Source organism: Arthrobacter sp. Edens01 (assembly GCF_001307035.1).
Taxonomy (GTDB): domain Bacteria; phylum Actinomycetota; class Actinomycetes; order Actinomycetales; family Micrococcaceae; genus Arthrobacter_B.
This window is the reverse complement of record NZ_LKIU01000005.1, coordinates 1,627,067-1,647,967: the sequence shown is the minus strand read 5'-3', so window position 1 is coordinate 1,647,967 and position 20,901 is coordinate 1,627,067. Positions and strand designations below refer to the sequence as shown.

General features: G+C 65.7%; 17 protein-coding genes. 12 read left to right on the top strand and 5 right to left on the bottom strand.

Annotated elements, in window-relative coordinates:
* Window positions 1–18 precede the first annotated feature (18 nt).
* Complete coding sequence (locus tag AO716_RS13850; protein ID WP_055241670.1) at window positions 19–2,502, bottom strand: DNA topoisomerase (ATP-hydrolyzing) subunit A; 2,484 nt, start codon at window positions 2,500–2,502, stop codon at window positions 19–21.
* Between the two features lie 88 nt (window positions 2,503–2,590).
* On the opposite strand from AO716_RS13850, the gene AO716_RS13845 reads away from it, so the two are divergent.
* The 4 genes from AO716_RS13845 (at window position 2,591) to AO716_RS13830 (ending at window position 7,979) form a co-directional block, all read left to right on the top strand.
* Complete coding sequence (locus AO716_RS13845) at window positions 2,591–5,326, top strand: bifunctional GNAT family N-acetyltransferase/acetate--CoA ligase family protein (protein WP_055241667.1); 2,736 nt, start codon at window positions 2,591–2,593, stop codon at window positions 5,324–5,326.
* 77 nt (window positions 5,327–5,403) lie between these two features.
* Window positions 5,404–6,075, top strand: coding sequence for a DUF5998 family protein (locus AO716_RS13840; protein ID WP_055241665.1), 672 nt, complete (start codon window positions 5,404–5,406; stop codon window positions 6,073–6,075).
* A 5-nt stretch (window positions 6,076–6,080) separates the two neighbouring features.
* Window positions 6,081–7,259: an alkaline phosphatase family protein gene (locus AO716_RS13835; protein ID WP_055241663.1), complete on the top strand. Its 1,179-nt coding sequence runs from the start codon at window positions 6,081–6,083 to the stop codon at window positions 7,257–7,259.
* A 3-nt stretch (window positions 7,260–7,262) separates the two neighbouring features.
* A complete protein-coding gene (locus tag AO716_RS13830; RefSeq protein ID WP_055241661.1) occupies window positions 7,263–7,979 on the top strand; it encodes a thymidine kinase in 717 nt (238 codons plus the stop codon).
* A gap of 24 nt (window positions 7,980–8,003) precedes the next feature.
* Here the strand turns inward: AO716_RS13830 and sepH are convergent, their stop codons facing one another.
* The gene (gene sepH, locus AO716_RS13825) at window positions 8,004–9,224 is read right to left on the bottom strand and encodes a septation protein SepH (RefSeq protein ID WP_055241659.1); all 1,221 of its coding nucleotides are present in this window, start codon (window positions 9,222–9,224) and stop codon (window positions 8,004–8,006) included.
* A gap of 320 nt (window positions 9,225–9,544) precedes the next feature.
* Here sepH and AO716_RS13820 point away from each other — a divergent pair, with 320 nt between their 5' ends.
* Window positions 9,545–9,844 carry a DUF4193 domain-containing protein gene (locus AO716_RS13820; protein ID WP_055241657.1) on the top strand — a complete coding sequence of 100 codons (300 nt, stop codon included), beginning with the start codon at window positions 9,545–9,547 and terminating at the stop codon, window positions 9,842–9,844.
* A gap of 16 nt (window positions 9,845–9,860) precedes the next feature.
* On the opposite strand, the gene AO716_RS13815 is transcribed toward AO716_RS13820, so the two are convergent.
* The gene (locus tag AO716_RS13815) at window positions 9,861–10,331 is read right to left on the bottom strand and encodes a DUF3093 domain-containing protein (protein WP_055241655.1); all 471 of its coding nucleotides are present in this window, start codon (window positions 10,329–10,331) and stop codon (window positions 9,861–9,863) included.
* Between the two features lie 165 nt (window positions 10,332–10,496).
* On the opposite strand from AO716_RS13815, the gene dut reads away from it, so the two are divergent.
* Genes dut through AO716_RS13795 form a run of 4 tightly spaced genes read left to right on the top strand, consistent with a single transcriptional unit; the run spans window position 10,497 to window position 12,792 of the window.
* The gene (gene dut / locus AO716_RS13810; RefSeq protein WP_235472114.1) at window positions 10,497–10,982 is read left to right on the top strand and encodes a dUTP diphosphatase; all 486 of its coding nucleotides are present in this window, start codon (window positions 10,497–10,499) and stop codon (window positions 10,980–10,982) included.
* A gap of 55 nt (window positions 10,983–11,037) precedes the next feature.
* Entirely contained in the window at window positions 11,038–11,742 is a 705-nt protein-coding gene (locus AO716_RS13805) for a DUF3710 domain-containing protein (protein WP_055241652.1), read from the top strand.
* Window positions 11,735–12,091, top strand: coding sequence for a hypothetical protein (locus AO716_RS13800; protein ID WP_229780067.1), 357 nt, complete (start codon window positions 11,735–11,737; stop codon window positions 12,089–12,091). Before AO716_RS13805 ends, AO716_RS13800 begins: the two co-directional genes overlap by 8 nt.
* On the top strand, window positions 12,088–12,792 hold the full coding sequence (locus AO716_RS13795; protein ID WP_055241648.1) for a DUF3159 domain-containing protein: 705 nt from the start codon (window positions 12,088–12,090) through the stop codon (window positions 12,790–12,792). Before AO716_RS13800 ends, AO716_RS13795 begins: the two co-directional genes overlap by 4 nt.
* On the opposite strand, the gene AO716_RS13790 is transcribed toward AO716_RS13795, so the two are convergent.
* Both AO716_RS13790 and AO716_RS13785 read right to left on the bottom strand, forming a co-directional pair.
* Window positions 12,789–13,451 (bottom strand): potassium channel family protein, encoded by a 663-nt coding sequence (locus AO716_RS13790; protein ID WP_055241646.1) that lies wholly within the window; start codon window positions 13,449–13,451, stop codon window positions 12,789–12,791. The genes AO716_RS13795 and AO716_RS13790 overlap by 4 nt on opposite strands.
* A complete protein-coding gene (locus tag AO716_RS13785) occupies window positions 13,448–14,122 on the bottom strand; it encodes a potassium channel family protein (protein WP_055241643.1) in 675 nt (224 codons plus the stop codon). The genes AO716_RS13790 and AO716_RS13785 overlap by 4 nt, the downstream gene beginning before the upstream one ends.
* 140 nt (window positions 14,123–14,262) lie before the next feature.
* Here AO716_RS13785 and AO716_RS13780 point away from each other — a divergent pair, with 140 nt between their 5' ends.
* The 3 genes from AO716_RS13780 (at window position 14,263) to dxs (ending at window position 20,887) form a co-directional block, all read left to right on the top strand.
* A complete protein-coding gene (locus tag AO716_RS13780; protein WP_055241641.1) occupies window positions 14,263–15,615 on the top strand; it encodes a class I SAM-dependent RNA methyltransferase in 1,353 nt (450 codons plus the stop codon).
* A 300-nt stretch (window positions 15,616–15,915) separates the two neighbouring features.
* Entirely contained in the window at window positions 15,916–18,741 is a 2,826-nt protein-coding gene (locus AO716_RS13775) for an aconitate hydratase (protein ID WP_055241639.1), read from the top strand.
* Between the two features lie 172 nt (window positions 18,742–18,913).
* The gene (dxs, locus tag AO716_RS13770) at window positions 18,914–20,887 is read left to right on the top strand and encodes a 1-deoxy-D-xylulose-5-phosphate synthase (protein ID WP_055241637.1); all 1,974 of its coding nucleotides are present in this window, start codon (window positions 18,914–18,916) and stop codon (window positions 20,885–20,887) included.
* Window positions 20,888–20,901: the final 14 nt, after the last annotated feature.

Genomic DNA, 20,901 nt, shown 5'->3' with positions numbered 1-20,901 from the left:
CGGACTGCGTTAACGCGGCTAGAAGCTGGGACCCACGTGGTCGACCGGGCTCGCCAGGGGCACACCCGATCCATCCCGCCGGCCGTGCTCGGTGGGCAGGGCACGGGCAACACCGTTGGCAGCGGCAGCCTTCGCCGGACCGTGCCCGGCCCAGGCCACCACGAGCGCATCTTCGCCCTTGAGGAACCGGTGCGCCCGGACACCCGCCGTTGCACGTCCCTTCGCCGGGTACTCGGAGAAATCGGTGACCTTAACCGACCCGCCGGGCGTTCCGGGAATGGTTTCGGTGCCGGAGGCAACGGTGACCACGACGGCGTCCGGGTCGCCGGCCGGGACCACGCCGAAGAAGATGACCTGGTCACCATCGCTGAGCTTCATGCCGGCCACACCGCCGGCGGTCCGTCCCTGCGGACGGACGACGGAAGCAGGGAAGCGCAGCAGCTGGGCGCCCCGGGTGGCGAAGACGAGTTCGTCGTCCTCGTTCGCAGCGACGGCGGCACCCACCACTTCGTCCTTGGGCTTCAGGGTGATGGCTTCCCAGTCGTCCCGGTTCAGCGGGTAGTCGGGATTGACCCGCTTGACCACGCCGTTGCGGGTACCGAGGGCCAGCACGGCGTTCAGCGGCACCATGCCGATCAGTTTCTCGCCCTTGGCCAGGGTCATGAAGTCCTTGGCAGGCACACCGCCGGCGAGATTCGGCAGCCCGTTGGTCGGGGGCAGCGCCGGCATGTCCATCACCTGCACCCGGATCATGCGGCCGGATGAGGTGACCGCGCCGATTTCACCGCGGGCGGTGGTGGCGACCACGGAACGGAACACATCATGCCGGGTCCGCTGGCCGCCCTCGGCGAGCGGCTCCTGGTTGGCGGTCCGGGCCAGCTGCCCGGAGGCAGAGAGAATCACCCAGCAGGGATCGTCAGGGATCTGCAGGGGCAGAACGGCCTTGGCACCCTTGCCTGCCTTCACGGCCACGGCTTCGGAAGCCATCGGCGCCACGGCTTCGGACTCCAGCAGCACGGTCCGGCGCGGAGTCGCGTACCGGGCAGCGACTTCGCCCAGCTCGTCACAGACAAGTCCGCGGAGGCGATCTTCGGAATCGAGGATCGCCTGGAGCTCCTCGATGGCAGCGCGGAGTTCTTCCTGTTCCTTCTCCAGCTCGAGGCGGGAGTACTTGGTCAGCTGGCGCAGGCGCAGTTCCAGGATGTGGTTCGCCTGGATTTCAGTGAGGTCGTAGATGGACATCAGGCGGGTCCGGGCCTCGGCCGTTTCCTCCGAGGAGCGGATCACCTGAATGACCTCGTCAATATCGACGATCGCGATCAGCAGGCCCTCAACGAGGTGCAGCCGGTCCTTCTTGCGCCCAAGCCGGTAGGCAGTGCGGCGCCGGACCACGCCGAGGCGGTGCGAGGCATAAACCTGCAGCAGCTCCACCAGGCCCAGGGTCCGGGGCTGGCCGTCCACCAGGGAGACGTTGTTGATGCCGAACGAATCTTCCATCGGCGTGTACCGGTAGAGCTGGGCCAGGACAGCCTTGGGATTGAACCCGTTCTTCAGCTCAATGACCAGGCGGAGACCGTGCTGGCGGTCGGTCAGGTCAACGACGTCGGAAATGCCCTGGAGTTTCTTGGACGTCACCGCGTCCTTGATCTTCTCGATCACCTTTTCCGGACCCACCATGTACGGAAGCTCGGTGACCACCAGGCCTGTGCGGCGGGCGGTGAGCTGTTCAACTTCCACCTTGGCCCGGGTCTTGAACGAACCGCGCCCGGTGGCATACGCGTCGCGGATTCCATCCAGGCCGACGATCCGGCCGCCGGAGGGCAGGTCAGGTCCCGGCACGAACCGCATGATGTCTTCGAGGGTTGCCTCGGGGTGGCGGATGAGGTGCTGGGTGGCGGCAATGACTTCACCCAGGTTGTGCGGTGCCATGTTGGTCGCCATGCCAACGGCAATACCGCTGGCGCCGTTGACCAGCAGGTTCGGGAACGCAGCCGGCAGCACCTCCGGCTGGGTCAGCTGGTTGTCGTAGTTCGGGACGAAGTCCACCACGTCTTCATCGAGGTGGTCGGTGAGCGTCAGCGCCGCAGCGGCAAGGCGGGCCTCGGTGTACCGCGAGGCAGCCGGGCCGTCGTCGAGCGAACCGAAGTTGCCGTGCCCGTCGATCAGCGGGAGGCGTAGTGCCCAGTCCTGGGCCATCCGGACCATGGCGTCGTAGATGGCTGAATCGCCGTGCGGGTGGAGCTTGCCCATTACCTCGCCCACCACGCGGGCACTCTTGACGTGGCCACGGTCGGGCCGCAGCCCCATCTCGGACATCATGTACAGGATGCGGCGCTGCACCGGCTTCAATCCGTCACGCGCATCCGGCAGGGCACGTGAATAGATCACCGAGTAGGCGTACTCGAGGAAGGACCCTTCCATCTCGGTGGTGACGTCTATATCGATGATGTTCTCGGCGATTGGTTCACCGGGAGTGGGTGCGGAGGCGGAGCGCCGGGCCATGTATTTCTTGCGTCCTTGAGGTTGTGGGTTTTGGTGCCTTATGGCGGTTCGGTGGCGGGTTCTAAAAAATGCCCACTAGGCTGAGTCTATGGCGGAGCAGGGACAATACCCCGAATATTGGGAAGCTGATGTCGTGTTGCGGGACGGCGGTACGGGCCATCTCCGCCCGGTTTCCCCGGCCGATGCCGAGGCGTTGCAGGCATTCCACATGCGGCAGTCCCAGAGCTCCATCTATCTTCGTTTCTTCACTTACAAGGCTAAACTGAGCGGCCGCGAGCTGAAGCGCTTTACCAACGTCGATTACCGGGATCGCGTTGCGTTTGTCATCACACTCGGCACCGAGATCGTGGGCATTGGCCGGTATGACCGCCTGGACGACCCCACCGAGGCCGAGGTCGCCTTCAACATTTCCGACGAGCACCAGGGCCGCGGAATCGGCTCGATCCTCCTTGAACACCTGGCCGCGGCGGCCCGCGAAAACGGGATCCGCCGCTTCAGTGCCGAGGTGCTTCCGGAGAACCGCAAAATGCTCAGCGTCTTTGCCGATGCGGGCTATGAAGTCCGCAGGGCTTTCGACGACGGCGTGATCGCCCTTGACTTCGACATTGACCCCACCGAGAAATCCCGTGCAGTGATGGAAGCCCGGGAACACCGGGCCGAGGCGCGCAGCGTCGCGAACCTGCTCTCGCCGTCGTCCATTGCAGTGATTGGTGCCAGCCGTGAGTGGGGGAGCGTTGGCTACCAGCTCATGGAACACATCGTCGAGGGCGGATTCACCGGCAGCGTCTACGCGGTAAACCCCGAGGCCTTTGAACTGGCCGGCATGGTTTCCTACGGGAAGATCTCTGAGATCCCCGAGCCCGTCTCGCTGGCAGTCATCGCCGTGCCGTATGACCAGGTGCAGCGCGTGGCTGAGGAATGCGCTGCCGCCGGAGTGAAGCACCTGCTGGTGGTCAGTGCAGGGTTCGACGACGGCGAGGCAGGACTGGCACGCCAGCGCCGGCTGGTGCGCTACGCCCGGGCCAACGGCATGCGGGTGGTCGGCCCGGCGTCCCTGGGCCTGATCAACACGCGTCCTGAAATCTCCCTCAACGCCTCGATGGCTCCGGCCCTGCCGCGCCGCGGGGGACTGGGCCTGTTCAGCCAGTCGGCTGCAATCGGCGTGCTGCTGTACGCGGCGGCGCAGCGTCGCAGGCTGGGCCTTTCCTCAACGATTTCCGCCGGTAACCGGGCAGATGTCTCCGGCAACGACGTGATGCAGTACTGGGAAGACGACGCGGACACGAAAGTGGTGGGCCTCTACCTCGAGTCAGTGGGAAACCCGCGTAAGTTCTCCCGAATTGCACGCCGGCTGGCCACCAGCAAGCCGGTGATCGTGGCGAAGTCGGACGTCACCGGGCTGCAGCTGCCCCCGGGGCACTCTGTCCGGCTGACCCAGGCGCCCCGCGGCGCACTGGACGCAATGCTGCGCCAGTCCGGAGTCATCCGCGTCCCCACCAATGAACAGCTCATGGATGTTGCGCAGATTGCCTGCAGCCAGCCGCTGCCGCGCGGCCGGGGACTGGCCGTCCTCAGCAACTCCGCAGCGCTGGGCCGGGTGCTGGCGGACGCCGCGGTCGCGCTGGACCTGGATACCGTACACCTTCGCACCGACCTGGAACTGGACCGGGGCCAAAGCGCAGCCCTGCCCGCACTGCGTGAAGCCGTGGCGAAGGCTCTCTCTGACGAAGCAGTGCATTCCGCCGTCGTGACCCTGCTTCCCTCAGCGGGGCTGAGCAATGACGCGGTGGCGGAGACGCTGCTGGACTGCGCACTGGAGGCTTCGAAGCCGGTTGTGGCCGTGTTTACCGGAATCATGGATCCGAACCAGCACACCGAAGGTGTCCTGGCCTTGCGTGCTGCCCTCCAGCCGGCCGCGGCGGACGAAGACGGTGCTGAACCGGGAACCGATGCGCAGCTGCCTGCCGGGCTGCCGTGCTTCGCCAGCCCGGGTGCCGCGGTCACTGCCCTGGCCGCGCTGGTCCGCTACACCGAGTGGTCCGGACGGGAACACGGCCATTTCACCTCGCCCGCCGGCGTGGACACTGAGGCCGCGCACGCCTTCATTGAGGAACAGATGGCCCGTGTGGCCAACACCGAGCTGCTGCGCCTTGGGCCTGCCGAGACTGCGCGGCTGCTGGGTTTCTACGGTATTGACGTCCTCCCTTCGCTGCCGTTCCGCAGCGAGGATGAGGCAGTGGAAGCAGCCAACCGGCTGGGCTGGCCCGTGGTGCTCAAGACCATGGATGAGCACCTGCGGCATCGCCTGGACCTCGGCGGTGTGCGGCTGAACATCTCCTCTGAACAGTCGCTTCGCAGCAACATTTCCGAGATGCGGACGGCGCTGGAGCCCTATGGGCGGTTTGAGCTTGAGGTGCAGTCCATGGCCCCGTCCGGCCAGGGCTGCGTACTGCGGGCCATTGAGGATCCGCTGCTGGGCCCGGTCCTGTCCTTTGGCATTGCGGGGGACGCGGTGAACCTCCTCGACGACTGGGCGCACGGCATCCCGCCGCTCACGGACGTGGACATCGCCGACCTGGTACGGACACCGCGGACCTCCCGGCGGCTTTTCGGCTACCAGGGGCTGCCCAAGGTGGACGTTGCTGCCCTGGAGGAGCTGATTTCGAAGGTGGCGCTGCTGAAGGACGAGCACCCGGAAATTGCGCTCCTGGAAATCAATCCCGTGCTCGTCTCGGTGCAGGGAGTCACCGTCCTGAGCGCTGATATCCGGCTGGGCAACCCGCAGCAGCGGACAGACAGCGCCCGCCGGGCCCTGCGTGACTAACCCCGCGCTGCCTGAAGTTATGCACTGTCAGCGCGCCTTTTTAGGTGCTCAGGGCAAATCTGGGGGAAACTGGATGCATGTCGCCGCTACTTTCAGCTGAACGCCGCAGCCTTGACGCCTCCATGGAGCGCGCAGGCTTCTATCCCACGCTTCTGGCAGACGTTGTGCATGACGCCCTGGACGGGCGTGAACCGCTCTCTCACCTGATCCATCTTGAGACGCACTTTGACCGGACGGAAGTGCACCGGCATATCACCGTCCTGGTCCTCACCGAGGACATGCTGGTGATCACCCACGTGGACGACCAGCAGCTGGACGAAGCCGGCGAACAGATGATGGCCCAGGTCTCCACCGAGTCCGTGCCCGTCACACAGATCCGTTCGGTTGTGCTCGGCTATATGTACTCACAGCCGCAGAACTATAAGCCGTCCGACCAGGCCCGGGAACTGACCCTGGCAATCGCCTGGTCCGGGGGACAGCGGCTGGACATGGGGCCGGCAGGCTGCGCAGATCCCCAGTGCGAAGCCGACCATGGCTACACCGGAACCATTGCGCAGGAAGACATCGTGCTGCGCGTCTCGGCTGAAGCCGACGGGATCCAGGCTGTCCAGAACGCCAAGGCCTTTGCCCGCGCCCTGCGCAAGGTCAACACTGACACCATGAACGTGCGTGCCGTGGACCCCGCCCTTGACCGGCAGCGGATGCCCGGCATCGGCAGCCGGTTCAACCGCGGCCACCACCAGCGGTAAGGGGCATGGACTCTCCCGCCGCTCCCGAACCGCTTCCGAAAGCGCCCGGCTACGGACGCAGTTCCGTAGCCGAAGTCCTCAGCAGCGCAGCAGCAGCACTGCAGGTTCCAGGCTTCACGAACACCCTTGAGCTGCCCGCCGCACGCCGGGTCTGTGTGGTTATGGTTGACGGCCTGGGCCGCAGCCTGCTGAAACAGCGGGCCGGACACGCGCCCTACCTGCGTTCGCTGCTGGACAGCGGACGGACACTTTCCGCTGCCTTCCCGACGACGACTGCGGCCTCACTTGCCTCGCTGGGCACCGGCCTCCCGCCGGGCCAGCACGGCATGGTGGGCTATGACGTACTGGACCCGGCACAGGACAAGGTAGTCAACATGCTGGGGAACTGGGATCCGGGCGTGAATCCCCGGCTGTGGCAGCCGTTCCCCACCGTCCTGGAACAGGCAGCCGAGCACGTGCCGGTCACAACTGTCAGCCTGCCGAGGTTTGCCGACTCCGCGATGACCAAGGCGGCCCTGCGCGGCGGATCCCACGCCTCCGGCATAGGAATACATGCCCGGATCCAGGCGGCCTCCGAGTCCCTCGCCTCGGAAAAGCGCATGCTGATGTACTTCTACTTCAACGAGCTGGACAAGATCGGGCACCGGCACGGAGCACAGTCCTCCGAGTGGGGCGGGGCGCTGGAAGAGCTCGACTCCGCCCTGAAGCGCTTCACCGCCAAGCTGCCGCAGGACACCCTGGTGCTGCTCACGGCCGACCACGGGATGGTGGACACTGCCCCAGCGGACAGGATCGATTTCTCCGCCGACCCGGCGCTGGTGGACGGGGTCCGGCATACAGCCGGCGACCCGCGGCTGGTGCAGCTGCACCTTGAGCCGGATGCGCCGTCGGGCACGCTCGAGCGGCTGGCCGCCGCATGGCGCCGGGCGCTTGGTTCCAAGACCTGGATCATGACCCGGGACGAAGCCGTGGCCGCCGGGCTCTTCGGCCCGGTCCGGCCCGAAGTGCTCCCGCGCATCGGTGACCTGCTGGTCGCCGCACGCGAACCGATTGCCCTCTATGACACCCGGAGGGCCAGCCCGTCCGCACTGCAGATGGTGGGCCAGCACGGCTCCCTGACCCGTGCCGAGCGCGAAGTCCCGCTCCTGACGCTGGCGCGGCCGGCAAAGAGCGGGCGGAAGTAGGTTATGGCAGAGCTCGTTTTCTTCTCCGGGACCATGGACTGCGGCAAGTCCACCCTGGCGCTGCAAATGGATTACAACCACAGTGCCCGGGGGCGCGGAGGGATCCTCTTCAGCCGCAACGACCGTGCCGGCAACGCCATGATTTCAAGCCGGCTGGGCCTGAAAACCCGCGCGGCGGAGGTCCGGGACACCACCGACTTTTGGGACGAAGTAATCCGCAGCCGCAGCGCGGGTGACCGGGTGGACTACCTGATCTGCGATGAGGCACAGTTCTACAGCGAAGGACAGATTGAGCAGCTTGCCCGGATAGTGGATGAGATGGACATCGACGTCTTCGCCTTCGGCATCACCACGGACTTCCGCACCAGGCTGTTTCCCGGTTCCCGGCGGCTGATCGAGCTCGCGGACCGGATCGAAGTACTGCAGGTGCGGGCGCTGTGCTGGTGCGGCCGCCGGGCTACGCACAACGCCCGCACGGTGGACGGCGTAATGGTCGTGACCGGTGACCAGGTGGTTGTGGGAGACGTGGACAAGCGTTCAGCGGACCCCGCACCGGAAGCACTGTTTGAGCCGGAGGAAGCCGGAGCCGCACCGGTCGTGGGCTACGAGACTCTTTGCCGCCGCCACTACATGCGCCGGATGGGCGCCCAGCAGGCTGCCCGTTTCGCCGGCATGGGAGAGGACCCGGACGTCTGCGCCCTCGAGAGGCCGCGCAGCTAGTCCGCAGAGACCGGCAATGCCCCGCTAATCGCCCTTGGTGCCGAAGACGATCTCGTCCCAGCTGGGCACGGAAGAGCGTTTCGGCTTGATCCGGCGTTCGGTGACCGGTTCCTTGACCGCCTGTTCCGGGGTTTCCCCACGGTCTTCGTCGGGCTTCTCCGGGGCGGACTGGCTGTCCGGCCGGGAGCCGCGCAGCGGCTTGGCCAGGATGCTGATCTCCTTGGTTGAGGTACTGATTCCTTCGTCAAGGCGCAGCGGATCGGCAACCGGCTCAGGGTCTGGCGCGTCCGTCGCGTCCTCTTCCCCGCCCGGGGGTACCGGGGCAAGGCTCAGCCTGCCGGTGCGCGGCCGGTGTGCGGACTCGTCTTCGAGTTCGGCCTGGCCTTCGCGCGGGTGGGCGGCCGGGATGCTGCCTTTTGCGAGCAGGGCGGCCAATGCGTCGTCGCCCTCTTCATCGGTACCAAGCCGCTGTCCACGGCGGGAGCGCAGTACGTTCAGCAGCTCGTCGGTTTCCTCCTCGCTTACGGTAACGGGCTCTTCGGGAGCCGTATCCGTTTCGAAGTCGAAGACGCGGTCGGCCACCGCGGAAAGCCTCCGGGCCGGCACAGGGGAGTCAACGGGCGCGAGTTCACTGAGCAGCTGGGCCCACCGGTTTGAATTGGTGACCTGACGGCGCAGCGGACTGTAGGTCCAGCGGGCAGGAGGTTCTTCGCCGACGGAAACGCGGGAGTTCTCAGCCAGGCTGAAGCGGGCAACGACGTCCCAGGAGCCTTCCGGGCGGCGCCACGAGTCCCACACCACGGTTTCGGGATCAACACCGAAGGCACGCAGGCGGTGGCTGACCATTTCGCCGAGGCTCACAGGGGAGTCGCCAAACGCTGAACGGTGGCTGTCCTGCGCTGCGGACATGGGAGCTGCAACCTCTACGGACTGTGCCTGGCGGGCAATGTACTCACGCTCAGCAAGCACTGGACCTTCATAACGGCGGATGTGCGCGAGGTCGTGTCCGGAGAGCTCAGCGACGTCCTCTGCGCTGGCTCCGGCACGGATGCGGGCCTGGATATCACGGGGGGTCATGGTTGGTCCGGCGTCCGGCTCAGCCGGCTGCCCGGCCCGCCGTGCCGGACGGGCAGCGGCAACGCGCAGGGCTTCGTCGATGCGGAGCCGGAAGGTTTCGCCGCCCCGACCGCTCAGCAGCAGATGTTCGCCGCCCTCATGGACACCCACGAGCCGTAGATCCTGCATGAAAAAATCCTCGCTATCGATGCCAACTCCTCCTTGAAACAATGCCACCCGGGCCTTGAAAATCCTACCGTTTAGGCCGGTGTGGCGCGGATCCGCAGCCGCGGGCGGCGCCATTCTTTGCCCGTACGGACGCTCCAGGACGCGCGGGCGTGGCTATTTCGTTCCCAGCGGACAAAAATCTCTCTTCTGCGGGCACAAACATGCGGTCCGCGGCGTTGAGTACTCCGAGCCGCTCTGCGGTTCCGGGCCGAAGCCCGGTACCGCAGCAACGTGCCGGAAATACCCGTGCAGTACCGACACCGGATGGTGGGATGAGAAATATGGCGACAGACTACGACGCGCCGCGGAAGGCCGACGAGGACGCCAGCGAAGAATCAATTGAAGAACTCAAGACACGGCGGACGAACACCCAGTCCGCAGTAGTGGATGAAGACGAAGCCGAAACCGCAGACAGCTTTGAACTGCCGGGAGCAGATCTTTCGGGTGAAGAGCTGATGGTTAGGGTCCTGCCGGCCCAGCAGGACGAATTCACCTGTGCATCATGCTTCCTGGTTCGGCACAGGTCCCAGATCGCGGAGGAAAAAGACGGGCTCTACTACTGCATCGACTGCGTAGGCTGAGCGCAGTCCGGGAAGGTTACGCCGCAGCCTGAAGCGCTGCGGCCAGCTTCTCCGGATGGCGGGTGGACGTGAGCCAGTAGGGGGTACGGTCAGCGGGATCAGTAATCTCGATCTTTACGACCGGACTGATCCAGCCCCGGATACACAGGTAAGCGGTGGCATTCAGGGCCGGGCCCCGCTGCTGGGTGGCATCCTCGCCGCGGAAGGCCTGGACTTCCCCCACCCATTTGCGCTCAATCTGGGCCCGCCCCACCTGCAGGACCTGGGGTGTTACCCGGATTACCGGTGTGGACATCAGCAGCAGGACCGTGAGCGCCACGGCCGCAACCACGGCGACGATAATGCCGGTGAGCAGACTGATGGGGATAAAGGCCAGGACGAAAGTCCCCGCGATGCCGGCGACCACCAGCCAGATCCAGAATGCCGGCAGCAGCCGCTCGGAATAAAGGACGGTCTGGGCAGGGCTTTGGGCAGCGGGGGTCGACATACTCCCAGCTTTCCACCTTTGCGCCGGGTTTTCATCTTGCGGGCCTGCCGGCCGGGACCCCGCGCGGCGGGCGGGCTGACGGGAGTTGTACGCGCTAAAGTGGTCAAGGCGCTGCCGGACACCCCCTTTGCGGGTCCGCGTGCCCCGAAAACCCGTTCCAGAAAGATCCCGGAGACAGCTGTGCAGCAAGCAGGACCCAGTGTGAAAGTCCAGCTGAAAATGCTCGACGACGGCCTCGAAGCGCCGTCCTACGCCCATCCCGGGGATGCCGGTGCGGATCTCCGTGCACGGGTCGACGTCGAACTGGCCCCCGGCGAGCGTGCCCTGGTTCCCACCGGCGTCGCCATTGCCCTTCCCTTTGGCTACGTGGCGCTTATCCACCCGCGTTCAGGGCTCGCTGCGAAGCACGGGCTCACGGTAGTTAACGCACCCGGTACCGTTGACGCGGGTTACCGGGGTGAAATCTCCGTCACACTGTTAAATACGGACAAGGCTGAACCGATCAGGCTGAAGCGCGGAGACCGAATCGCGCAGATGGTCATCCAGCGGGTTGAAACCGCAGAATTCGAGCCGGTGGCGGAGCTTTCCGATTCCGTCCGCGGCGCAGGCGGCTTTGGTTCCACCGGCGGATTCGGTACGGCGACGGCTTAGGCCGCTATATTCCGGGTTCAACTGCCCGGAACAGACGAGGAAAGAGGATCAGGCGATGGCATTTGGACGCCGCAGGAAAGACCGGGCGGAATCCGGCTACGTGCCCGGGGCAGAGGAAGCAGACGGCGGAAGCGCCGCTGACGGCGGTCCCGAGCACGGACCCTTCGACGTCGCCGACCGTCCCTCCGAGGACGGCTACGTGGACCTCGGCGCGCTCCGCATCGCCGCGACGCAGGGACTTGCCCTCCGGCTTGAAGTCGAGGAGAAGACCAAGCGCGTTGTCGCCGTGACCCTGGACATGGACGGGTCCAGCCTCCAGCTGCAGGCCTTCGCTGCGCCGAAGTCGGAAACACTCTGGGATGAGATCCGCGGGCAGATCGTGAAGTCCGTTTCTTCCCAGGGCGGCACAGCTGATGAACTCGAGGGCAGGCTCGGGACCGAGCTGCTGGCCCGTGTGCCGGCCCAGGCCCAGGACGGGTCCAAGGGCTACCGGGTGGCACGCTTCGTGGGGGTCGACGGTCCGCGCTGGTTCCTGCGCGGTGTCTTCGGCGGCCCGGCAGCGATGAACCCGGACGCAGCCGCCCCGCTGGAAGATGTCTTCCGCAACGTTGTGGTGGTCCGCGGCGACGCCCCGCTGCCGCCACGGGACCTGCTGCAGCTGACGCTGCCGCGCGATGCCTCTCCGCTGCCGAAGCGCGGCGAGGAAGCATCGAAGCCGGAGCCGCCGCAGCGCGGACCGGAAATCACCACCATTGGCTAAGCGCATGCCGCCGGTGGCCGGAGCATCCGCCCGGCTGCGGATCGCCGATCTCCCCGAACGCGGGCGGGCACACAGCAGCGGCTACGTGGAGTCAGTCACTCTGGTGCCCGCTGATGCCGCTCCGCGCTTTACGGCCGTGCTGGGCGACCTGCAGGGCGCTTACCGGGATCCGGCTGCGGCGCAGGCGCGTCGCCGGGTCCGTCTGGTCTGGATCGGCCAGCGGCGCATCCCCGGCATCGTCGCCGGGACTCAGGTAGCGTTCGAAGGGATGGTGTGCAGTGTCGGCGGGCAGCCCACCGTCTTCAACCCCCGTTACGAAATCATTGGACGTCCGGAAGGCCAGCTATGAACACCAGCCCAGAGTCTGAAGGAAAGGGCCGTCCCGACGGCCAGCCTTCGATGAGTGAGCTGGCGGGCCAGTACGCCGCACGCTCCGGCGTCGAGCGTGGAGATGACGGACAGATTGATGTCCTGAAGTCGGTAGGGGGAGTCCGCGGACTGGCGGAGGCGATTCTTCCCGGCCTGCTGTTCACGCTGCTCTACACCATTACGTCCGGCCTGTATCTCTCGCTGGGTGCCGCCGTGGTCGCCGCAGGCGCCTTCGCCGCCGCCAACCTTGTGCAGAAGCGGCCGCTGGTGCAGTCGCTCACCGGAGTCATCGGCGTCGCCATCTGTGCAGTGTTTGCCCTGCGCAGCGGAAGCGGAACCACGTTCTTTCTGCCCGGTTTCTACCTCAACGGCGCGTACATCCTGGCGTTCATCATTTCCGTGGCGGTCAAGTGGCCAGTGGCCGGACTGCTGTTCGGGTTTATCCGCGGGGAAAACGTGTCCTGGCGCAACGAGCCAAAGCGGCTGCGGTCCTACACCCTGGCCACCTGGATCATCATCTCCGTTTTCGCGCTGCGCCTTGCCGTGCAGCTGCCGCTCTACCTTGCGGACAACGTTGCGGCCCTTGGCACCATGCGCCTGGCAATGGGAGTGCCTCTCTACGCACTGGGCCTTTGGCTGGCCTGGGTCATTTCCCGGCCGGTTGCGGTCCGCGAACCCTAGTCCTTCGGGGCCAGCAGGTCACGCAGTTCATCTTCCGCGGCGATGGTGGTGACGAAGAAGAGCTCGTCGCCGCCTTCAACCACGTCGTCGGCACTGGGCGTGATCGGAGCGTCGTCCCGCAGGATCGCCACCAGCGTTGAGTCCTGCGGCCACGGTACGGAGCCCACCCGGGCACCGACCATCGGCGAAGCGCCCGGCACGGTGAACTCCACCATCGAGGAGACACCGGTCTGCAGGGTCAGCAGGCGCACCAGGTCGCCGACCTCCACGGCCTCTTCCACCAGCGCGGTCATCAGCCGAGGAGTGTTGACGGCAACATCCACGCCCCAGGAATCGTCGAACATCCAGTCGTTCTTGGGATTGTTGACCCGTCCCACGGTCCTGGCCACGCCGAACTCGGTCTTTGCCAGCAGCGAGACGACGAGGTTCACCTTGTCATCACCGGTGGCGGAGACAACTACGTCAGCCAGATCCAGCTTTGCGTCCTTCAAGGTGGAGAGTTCGCAGGCGTCGCCGATCAGCCAGGAAGCGCCGTCGAGCTCGCTGCGCCCCTCGGTGCCCGGCTTCTCATCGATCAGCAGGACATCGTGCCCGTGGGAGAGCAGTTCCTTGGCGATCGAGGATCCAACGCTGCCTGCGCCGGCAATCACAACCTTCACGGATTCTCCTTTGCCGGCGGAGCCGAGAGCACCCGGCTGATCTCCGCGGTTCGTTCAACGTGCATCATGGCGTGCAGGACGTCGCCCTGCTGGTAACTGGTATCCGGGCGGGGGAGCACCCCTTCGCCGAAGCGGGTCAGGTAGGCAATGCGGACCCCTGCTGCGGCTTCCACCTCATGAAGGGGCCGGCCCAGCCAGGACGGATCCAGCGACAGTTCGCCCAGGATGAGCCTGCCTGAGGACTCACGGAAATCCCCGTTGATGCTCTGTTCGGGCAGGATCCGCCGCAGCACCTGGTCTGCGCTCCAGCGCACGGCTGCGACCGTAGGAATACCCAGGCGCTGGTAGATCTCGGCGCGGCCGGGATCGTAGATCCGTGCAACCACGTGCGGAACATGGAACGTCTCACGTGCCACCCGGGTGGAGAGGATGTTCGAATTGTCGCCGCTCGAAACCGCCGCGAACGCGTACGCCTCCTCGATTCCCGCCTGTTCAAGTGTGGTGCGGTCAAATCCGACGCCGGTGACGCGGCTTCCGGTGAAGGCCGGGCGCAGGCGCCGGAAAGCCTGGGGATCCTGGTCGATGACCGCCACCGAGTGCCCGGCATTGTCCAGGGTGTGCGCCAGCATGGCGCCAACCCTGCCGCACCCCATGATCACGTAATGGGCCACCGTGTCCTACCTCATGTTCAAGCGGGATTCCCCGCATACTGCCGTATCCCGCTCCGGGCCAAAGGAAAGCATAGTCCGGCAGCGGCCCGAAATCGTGGTGTGATGGTGTTTTAGCACCAACACGGAAGTTCGAACGCACAATGACCCGCGAAAACCTGCCCGAAATGAATCCGCCCCGCGAGCTTGAACTGACTGTCGGCCCTGCCGCACACGGCGGGCACTTCGTTGCCCGGCACGAAGGCCGCGTGGTGTTTGTCCGCCACGCGCTGCCCGGGGAGCGAGTGCGTGCACGGCTGACGGACGCCGGTCCAAAGGCTAAGTTCTGGCGTGCCGACACTGTGGAGGTCCTGGAAGCCTCGCCTTCGCGCGTGGCGCACTTCTGGGCGCCCGCCGATGCGCTCAAAGCCGGATCCCGCGGCCGGCTGCCCGTAGGCGGCGCCGAGTTCGGCCACATCGAGCTCGGCGAGCAGCGCCGGCTTAAGGCCGGGATCTTCGCTGAACAGCTCAAGCGGCTGGGGGGCGTTGAGCGGGAAATATCCGTAGAGGTGCCTGCGGATGAGAACCCGGACGGCCTCGGCTGGCGTACCCGGGCGAGCTTCTCCGTGGCTCCCGGCGGCCGGCTGGCGATGCACCCGCACCGGTCCGATGACCTTGTTCCGGTCCAGGAAATGCCCCTGGCCACTGCCGCCATCAATGCCCTTAGCCTCTGGGAAGTGGATTTCACCGGTGCGGACCGCGTTGAGGTTGCAGCTCCTGCGGCCGGCGGGCCTCCGCTGGTCCTTCTCATCCCGTCAGCCGGAACCCATCCCAGGACGCTGGCGCGGATTGCATCCGAGGTGGGAGCGGCGGCTGACGCCGGTGCAGGAGAAACCGTCTCCGTGGCAGCGTGGGATCCCGAAAACCATGAACTGACCCGCCTGCGGGGACGGACGTGGGTGCGTGAGCATGCAGCCGGACACGAATACCGGGTCACCGGTGCAGGTTTCTGGCAGATCCACCGCAGTGCCCCCGAAGTCCTGACCGCGGCCGTTCTGTCCGGACTGCAGGTCCAGGAAGGCGAACGGGTTGCCGACCTCTTTGCCGGTGCAGGCCTCTTCACCGCTCCGCTGGCCGACGCCGCGGGCCCCTCAGGGCATGTGCTCTCCGTTGAGGGCTCACCCGGGACAAGCCGGGATGCTCGCAAGAACCTTTTCGCCGCCGGTCAGGTCGAAGTGGTGCAGGGCAGGGTGGACCGTGTCCTGCGGACCCGCGAAGGAGGGCTCGACGTCGTACTTCTGGATCCGCCGCGCACCGGCGCGGGCCGGACTGTAGTCGACCAGGTATCGGCTGCCGGTCCGCGTGCCATCGGGTACGTCTCCTGCGATCCCGCATCCTTCGCCCGTGACCTTGCCTGGTTCCGCGAAGCGGGCTGGGAACTGGACACCCTGCGCGTCTTCGACCTGTACCCGCACACCCATCACATGGAGTCCTTCGCCGTACTTAACCGGCCGTAGCGCGGCGCCCGCGGCTGCCGGCCAGGGACACCGCGGCGGGATGTGGCGAGCGTTATGCTTCCACCCCGGCGCGGTGATCAGGTCCGGCAGGCGCGTATCCGGCTAGGATGGGAGCAGTTGTCCGGCTCCGTGCCGTAGGGATTCCCGCTGGAACGTTTGCACGGCAGGGGGGACTAGCCAGCCCGGGAAATCACCCACCATTTCCCGGCCGGGCCCAACAGCTGTGCCGGTTAGGAAATCCTAACTAGCGTGCGGCGGATCACTGGACAAAGATAAAACGGTGGCGAGAGGAGTCCTGTTATGAGTAATGTGGACAGCTTCGGTTCCAAAGGCGTCTTGAACGTCGGCGGGAACGAGTATGAAATTTTCCGGCTGAATTCCGTCGAGGGCGCCCAGAGCCTTCCGTTCAGCCTCAAGGTTCTGCTGGAGAACCTGCTGCGCACCGAAGACGGTGCCAACATCACTGCGGACCACGTCCGTGCACTGGCCAAGTGGGATGCCAACGCAGAGCCCAGCACCGAAATCCAGTTCACGCCTGCCCGCGTGATCATGCAGGACTTCACCGGTGTTCCCTGCATCGTTGACCTGGCAACCATGCGTGAAGCCGTTGCCGATCTCGGCGGCGATCCCAAGCGCGTGAACCCGCTGGCACCGGCCGAAATGGTCATCGACCACTCCGTGCAGATCGATGCTTTCGGCAACGCCGGCGCTCTCGAGCGCAACATGGAGATCGAATACCAGCGCAACGGCGAGCGTTACCAGTTCCTGCGCTGGGGCCAGACCGCATTCGACGACTTCAAGGTTGTCCCCCCGGGAATGGGCATTGTCCACCAGGTCAACATCGAGTACCTGGCCCGTACGGTTATGACACGCGAAGTTGACGGCGTCCTGCGGGCCTACCCGGATACCTGTGTCGGTACCGACTCCCACACCACCATGGTCAACGGCCTGGGCGTGCTCGGCTGGGGCGTTGGCGGCATCGAAGCCGAAGCAGCAATGCTCGGCCAGCCTGTCTCCATGCTCATCCCGCGTGTTGTCGGCTTCAAACTCACCGGTGAAATCCCGGCCGGCGCCACCGCCACCGACGTCGTCCTCACCATCACCGAGATGCTGCGCAAGCACGGCGTCGTCGGCAAGTTCGTTGAGTTCTACGGCGAAGGCGTAGCCTCCGTGCCGCTGGCCAACCGCGCCACCATCGGCAACATGAGCCCCGAGTTCGGTTCCACCGCCGCGATCTTCCCGATCGACGACGTGACCCTGGACTACCTGCGCCTCACCGGCCGCTCCGAGGAGAACGTAGCCCTCGTTGAGGCCTACGCCAAGGAGCAGGGCCTCTGGCACGATCCGTCGAACGAGGTCAAGTACTCCGAGTACCTCGAGCTGGACCTCTCCACTGTTGTTCCCTCGATCGCCGGCCCGAAGCGTCCGCAGGACCGCGTCGAGCTCACGAACGCCAAGCAGCAGTTCCGTGCCGACCTCAAGAACTACGTGCACGAGAGCGTTGAGGCCGAGAACGGCACCGTTGACGAGGCACTGGAAGAGACCTTCCCGGCCTCGGACGCCCCGTCCTTCGCCGAGGGCAGCACCAAGATCCAGGACAAGGAACACGACCTGGTCAAGGAATCCGATGCCCCCGCCGAGCGCTCGGTGAACAAGGTTCCCGTCACCATGCCCGACGGCCGCAGCTTCGAGCTGGACCACGGTGCCGTGACGATCGCCTCGATCACTTCCTGCACCAACACGTCCAACCCGTCGGTGATGATGGCCGCTGCCGTACTGGCACGCAACGCCGTCGAAAAGGGCCTCGTTGCCCAGCCGTGGGTCAAGACCTCGATCGCACCGGGCTCCAAGGTAGTCACCGACTACTACGAGAAGTCCGGCCTGATCCCGTACCTGGAGAAGCTCGGCTTCTTCGTGGTCGGCTACGGCTGCGCCACCTGCATCGGCAACTCCGGTCCGCTGGAAGACGAAATCTCCACCGCGATCAACGAAGCCGACCTCGCAGTTACCGCAGTGCTCTCCGGCAACCGCAACTTCGAAGGCCGCATCAACCCGGACGTGAAGATGAACTACCTGGCTTCCCCGCCGCTGGTAGTGGCCTACGCACTGGCCGGTTCCATGGACTTCGACTTCGAGAACGACGCCCTGGGCCAGGATGCCGAAGGCAACGACATCTTCCTGAAGGACATCTGGCCGAACCCGGTCGAGGTCCAGGAGATCATCGATGCTTCCATCGACAAGAAGATGTTCACCGACAGCTACGGCACCATCTTCGAAGGCGACGACCGCTGGAAGTCCCTGCCCACACCCGAAGGTGCAACTTTCGAATGGGATTCGGAGTCCACGTACGTCCGGAAGCCCCCGTACTTCGAGGGCATGAAGGCACAGCCGGAGCCGGTCACCAACATCGACGGTGCACGCGTGCTGCTGAAGCTGGGCGACTCGGTCACCACCGACCACATCTCCCCGGCCGGTTCCTTCAAGTCCGACACCCCTGCAGGCAAGTACCTGCTGGAGCACGGAGTGGCCCGCAAGGACTTCAACTCCTACGGTTCACGCCGTGGAAACCACGAAGTCATGATCCGCGGCACCTTCGCCAACATCCGCATCAAGAACCAGCTGCTCGACGGCGTTGAAGGCGGCTTCACCCGCGACTTCACCCAGGCCGACGCACCGCAGGCTGCTGTTTACGATGCCGCGATGAACTACCAGGCTGCCGGCACTCCGCTGGTTGTCCTGGCCGGCAAGGAATACGGTTCGGGCTCCTCGCGTGACTGGGCTGCCAAGGGCACCGCACTGCTGGGCGTCAAGGCAGTCATCGCCGAGAGCTACGAGCGTATCCACCGCTCCAACCTCATCGGCATGGGCGTCCTTCCGCTGCAGTACCCGGCCGGCGTAAACGCCGAGTCCCTGGGCCTGACCGGTACCGAGACCTTCTCCGTTGAGGGCGTTACCGAGCTCAACAACGGCACCACCCCGAAGACCGTCAAGGTCACCGCGGTGCCGGAGAACGGTGAAGCCATCACCTTCGATGCCGTGCTGCGCATCGATACCCCGGGTGAGGCTGACTACTACCGCAACGGCGGCATCCTGCAGTACGTCCTGCGCCAGATTTCGGCAAAGTAGGCCTGCGGCCACCTGAGCACAACGCCCCGTTTCCCCGCTTTCCGAGAAATCGGATCGGGGGAAACGGGGCGTTTTGCGTGCGGGAGGAAACGTCCGGTGCTGCGCAGGCGTTAGAGTTAAAAGTTGTGACGGTGCGTTTGCCCGTTGCCCAAAACGCAAGGGAGGCGCCCCTTTGGGACTTCTGGAAACCATCCGTGACCCCCGGGACCTCAGCAGGCTGAGCTCATCACAGCTCACTGCGCTGGCAGGGGAGATCCGCTCCTTCCTCATCACGAATGTGGCCCAGACCGGCGGTCATCTTGGACCCAACCTCGGTGTAGTTGAACTGACCATGGGCATTCACCGGGTCTTTGACTCGCCCCGGGACAGCATCGTGTTCGACACGGGACACCAGTCCTACGTGCACAAGATCCTCACCGGGCGGCAGGACTTCTCCACCCTCCGCCAGCAGGGCGGACTCTCCGGCTACCCGTCCCGGGCCGAATCCGTGCACGACATCGTTGAAAGCTCCCACGCTTCCTCCTCACTGTCCTGGGCCGACGGAATTTCCCGTGCCCGGCAGCTCAACGGGGAAGGCGACCGCTACACCGTGGTCATGGTGGGTGACGGCGCCCTGACGGGCGGCATGGCCTGGGAAGCCCTGAACAACATTGCTGCGGACCAGAAACGGCGCGTGGTGATCGTCGTCAACGACAATGGCCGGTCCTACGCGCCGACCATCGGCGGCGTAGCCGACTACCTGGCGTCCCTGCGCCCGACCATCGACGCTGTCCGCACCCACCACATGTATGAGAACACCATGGACTGGTGGAAGGGCCGCCTGCAAAGCGGGGGACCGGTGGGCCGGTTCGCGTACCACAGCCTGCACGCCGCCAAGAAGGGCATCAAGGACTGGTGGGCGCCCCAGGGACTCTTCGAAGACCTGGGCATGAAGTACGTCGGCCCGATCGACGGACACGACCTCGAAGCCGTTGAGCAGGCGCTGGAGAAGGCGAAGAACTACGGCGGGCCGGTGATCGTCCACGCGATCACCGAGAAGGGCCACGGCTACGCGCCGGCGCGGGCCCACGTTGAAGACCAGTTCCACGCCGTGGGCGTGATCGATCCGGAGACCGGCGCACCGGTCTCCTCGGGCGCGAAGCAGTCCTGGACGTCCGTCTTCGCCACCGAGATCGCGGACATCGCAGACGAACGCAAGGACATCGTCGGAATTACCGGTGCCATGCTGATCCCGGTGGGCCTGCACCGGTTTGCCGAACGGCACCCCGAGCGGGTCATCGACGTCGGCATTGCCGAGCAGCACGCCCTGACCTCCGCCGCGGGCATGGCTTTCGGCGGCCTGCATCCGGTGGTCGCCCTCTACGCCACGTTCCTGAACCGGGCCTTCGACCAGCTGCTTATGGACGTAGCGCTGCACAAGGCCGGAGTGACCATTGTCCTGGACCGCGCCGGCGTGACGGGACCGGACGGTGCCAGCCACCACGGCATGTGGGACATGTCCATGCTGCAGATCGTGCCGGGCCTGCATCTCTCCGCTCCCCGGGACGCTACCCGGCTGCGGGAAGAGCTGCGGGAAGCCGTTGCCATCAACGACGCGCCCAGCGTGGTGCGTTTCTCCAAGGGAACCGTGGGCCCCGACGTGGACGCAGAGGACCGCACTGGGGACGGCGTCGACATCCTTGCCCGCCGGCCGTCCGGTGACGCCAGCAACGACGTGCTGATTGTCAGCGTCGGCGCGATGGCGGAAATGGCGCTTGAGGTTGCTGACCGGCTTGGCGACCAGGGCATCAGTTCCACCGTTGTGGACCCCAGATGGGTGCTGCCCGTGCCGCGCTCAATCGTGCGCATGGCAGCCGAGCACCGGATCGTGATCGTGATCGAGGACGGCGTGCGGGCCGGGGGAGTAGGTTCCCGGATCCGTCAGGAGATGCGTGCCGCCGGGGTGGACACCGCATTGAACGAGGTTGGCCTGCCGGTCGAATTCCTCGACCACGGCACGCGGGCCGAAGTCCTGGAGCGGGTGGGCCTCACAGCCCGCCAGGTAGCCAACGACGTCGTAGCGCAGGTGCTGGGAACCAAGGTTCCCTTCGCCAGGCCCCTCCCGGGGCAGCAGGCGCCAACCGGCCAGATTCCAAAGATCAAGTAAGCTCCGCGGCCCGG

Bases quoted from the DNA above. Each gene is read 5' to 3' on its own strand.
- AO716_RS13850 (WP_055241670.1), bottom strand. From the start codon at position 2,502: ATGGCCCGGCGCTCCGCCTCCGCACCCACTCCCGGTGAACCAATCGCC.
- AO716_RS13845 (WP_055241667.1), top strand. From the start codon at position 2,591: ATGGCGGAGCAGGGACAATACCCCGAATATTGGGAAGCTGATGTCGTG.
- AO716_RS13840 (WP_055241665.1), top strand. From the start codon at position 5,404: ATGTCGCCGCTACTTTCAGCTGAACGCCGCAGCCTTGACGCCTCCATG.
- AO716_RS13835 (WP_055241663.1), top strand. From the start codon at position 6,081: ATGGACTCTCCCGCCGCTCCCGAACCGCTTCCGAAAGCGCCCGGCTAC.
- AO716_RS13830 (WP_055241661.1), top strand. From the start codon at position 7,263: ATGGCAGAGCTCGTTTTCTTCTCCGGGACCATGGACTGCGGCAAGTCC.
- sepH (WP_055241659.1), bottom strand. From the start codon at position 9,224: ATGCAGGATCTACGGCTCGTGGGTGTCCATGAGGGCGGCGAACATCTG.
- AO716_RS13820 (WP_055241657.1), top strand. From the start codon at position 9,545: ATGGCGACAGACTACGACGCGCCGCGGAAGGCCGACGAGGACGCCAGC.
- AO716_RS13815 (WP_055241655.1), bottom strand. From the start codon at position 10,331: ATGTCGACCCCCGCTGCCCAAAGCCCTGCCCAGACCGTCCTTTATTCC.
- AO716_RS13805 (WP_055241652.1), top strand. From the start codon at position 11,038: ATGGCATTTGGACGCCGCAGGAAAGACCGGGCGGAATCCGGCTACGTG.
- AO716_RS13795 (WP_055241648.1), top strand. From the start codon at position 12,088: ATGAACACCAGCCCAGAGTCTGAAGGAAAGGGCCGTCCCGACGGCCAG.
- AO716_RS13780 (WP_055241641.1), top strand. From the start codon at position 14,263: ATGACCCGCGAAAACCTGCCCGAAATGAATCCGCCCCGCGAGCTTGAA.
- AO716_RS13775 (WP_055241639.1), top strand. From the start codon at position 15,916: ATGAGTAATGTGGACAGCTTCGGTTCCAAAGGCGTCTTGAACGTCGGC.